We start from the raw sequence: 1,730 nt of genomic DNA, 5'->3' as shown, positions 1-1,730 counted from the left end.
GTCGTCCACGGCCGGATCGGCAGGCTTCAGCATGACGCCATTGACGGTGACCGAACCGTCGGCCTTGGCGTTGACGATCCATTCCAGCCGGCCATCGGGCAGCGTCTTGCCAAAGCCCTTCGCCATGAGAGCGACTGGCACGTATTGGGCCACCTCCGGTTCCGACTTTGCCGCTTCCTGCAGGCCTTCGACAAGCTTGTCGAAGCCGGCGACATCGACGGTCACGCTACCTTCGGGCTTTTCGCCTGGGAATGTCATCTCGCCTTCCAAGGCGATCTCCGTATCCTTGTTCTTCACGGTGCTGTGGCCAAGCACGACCTTCGGCGTCTTGGCCATGAAGTCGGCCTTAAGCTGCTCGCCGAATTCGGCAGACAGCGGCGGATTCTTATTGAGATCAAAAGCTTCGATCGCCTTCTTCGCCATGCTGTCGAGATCGATATTGGCGCCGCCAAAGTTCAAATCGACATCGGTGGGCAACAACCCCACGCTCCAGCTCGGGAGAAGCTGGGTCGGCACGGTCAGTCCCGATGCCTTGATGCCGTAGGTGATCGTGCCGTTTTGGGCGACGCCGTCGGAGCCGAACACGGTGCTGAGCTGGGTGGCGCCGAAATTGCCGACCGGGCTTTCCACCGCGAAATCCTTGAAACCATAGGTCCCGTCGATACGCTGCCAAAGCGGTAAGGCGGCGAACAAAAGCGATTTGAGCTGCGCCTGGTTGGCCTTCAGCGTCGCCTCGTCCTCGTTGGCCACAGCAAATGCCAGAAGATCGAGCAATGGCTTGGTCCGCACGCCCTTGCCGCTGGCTTCGACCGATAGTTCCGGCGACCTGACGGTGACCGGGAATTTCAGCCCGCTCTCGGGGTCATCGAAATTGATCGCTTCGACAAACCTCGACACCTTCTGCGAGGTTGTGAAATCGACGCCCCCGGTCGCCGACTTGGTCGCGGCAACGGTCGCGATGCCAGCGCCGGCGCTGGCCTCCATGTGCTGCTTGGCATCCTTCGACGTCATCGTCATGCCGGCCATCGAACTGGTGCCGCTGGTGAAGGCCGCCAGATTTGGATCGTAGACGCCCGAGCCCTTGCCGTCCTTGATCGAAAACTGAGTGCTTTGCAGTCCTTCGGGTCCGTTGAACTCGAAGGAGGCGCTCTGGGAGAAATCCATCGAGACATCCCAGGATCCGTCGCTGCGCGGCTTGACCATCAGGGCATAGGGCGCAAAGTCGAACTTCAGCAGTTTCTGGTCCGGAAATGATGCGGCAAGTGCCTTGAAATCGTACAGGATCTTGTAGGCACCACCTTCCAGCGAAACCTTCAAAATGCCTTTGTCGATGGCCTGCTTGCCGACATAGCGGGACAAGTCGTCGGACAATTGCTTCGCACCCTGACTGTCGACGGTCTGACTGAGAGCAGGGGCACTCAACGCAAGAAGGAACACGAATGGCAGGGCACGGTTCACGCGAATTCTCCGTTTGACCGAGAAGAAAGGCTTTGTCCGTCTGGTATGAAATTACCGCTGCAACCGCAAGGTGAGATCGACAACGGCACCCGGGCAGGCAATCTCGATCAAAGCACCAGCCGCATCAGCGGCCGACCGGCCTTGCGTTCCAACAGCCTCTCGAAACCAGCCTTCTCGAAGACCCGCGACGAGCCGACGAACAGGCCGATCGAACGCGAATCGCGAGACAGATCTATCGGACAAGCCTCGAGCAGCCGTGCACCGTTCTGGCG

At 59.7% G+C, this 1,730-nt stretch carries 1 protein-coding gene and 1 pseudogene; both read right to left on the bottom strand.

The genetic code is table 11. The features are described 5' to 3' along the window. A partial coding sequence (locus EN925_RS34675) for a hypothetical protein (RefSeq protein ID WP_128337308.1) occupies positions 1-1,458 on the bottom strand: 1,458 nt, incomplete at its 3' end. A 107-nt stretch (positions 1,459-1,565) separates the two neighbouring features. Continuing rightward, positions 1,566-1,730 (bottom strand): annotated as a pseudogene (locus EN925_RS41170) (GNAT family N-acetyltransferase); the annotation flags it as partial.

It is taken from the genome of Mesorhizobium sp. M7A.F.Ca.US.006.04.2.1, assembly GCF_004022915.1.
Taxonomy (GTDB): domain Bacteria; phylum Pseudomonadota; class Alphaproteobacteria; order Rhizobiales; family Rhizobiaceae; genus Mesorhizobium; species Mesorhizobium ciceri.
This window is presented reverse-complemented; position numbering and strand designations above follow the sequence as displayed.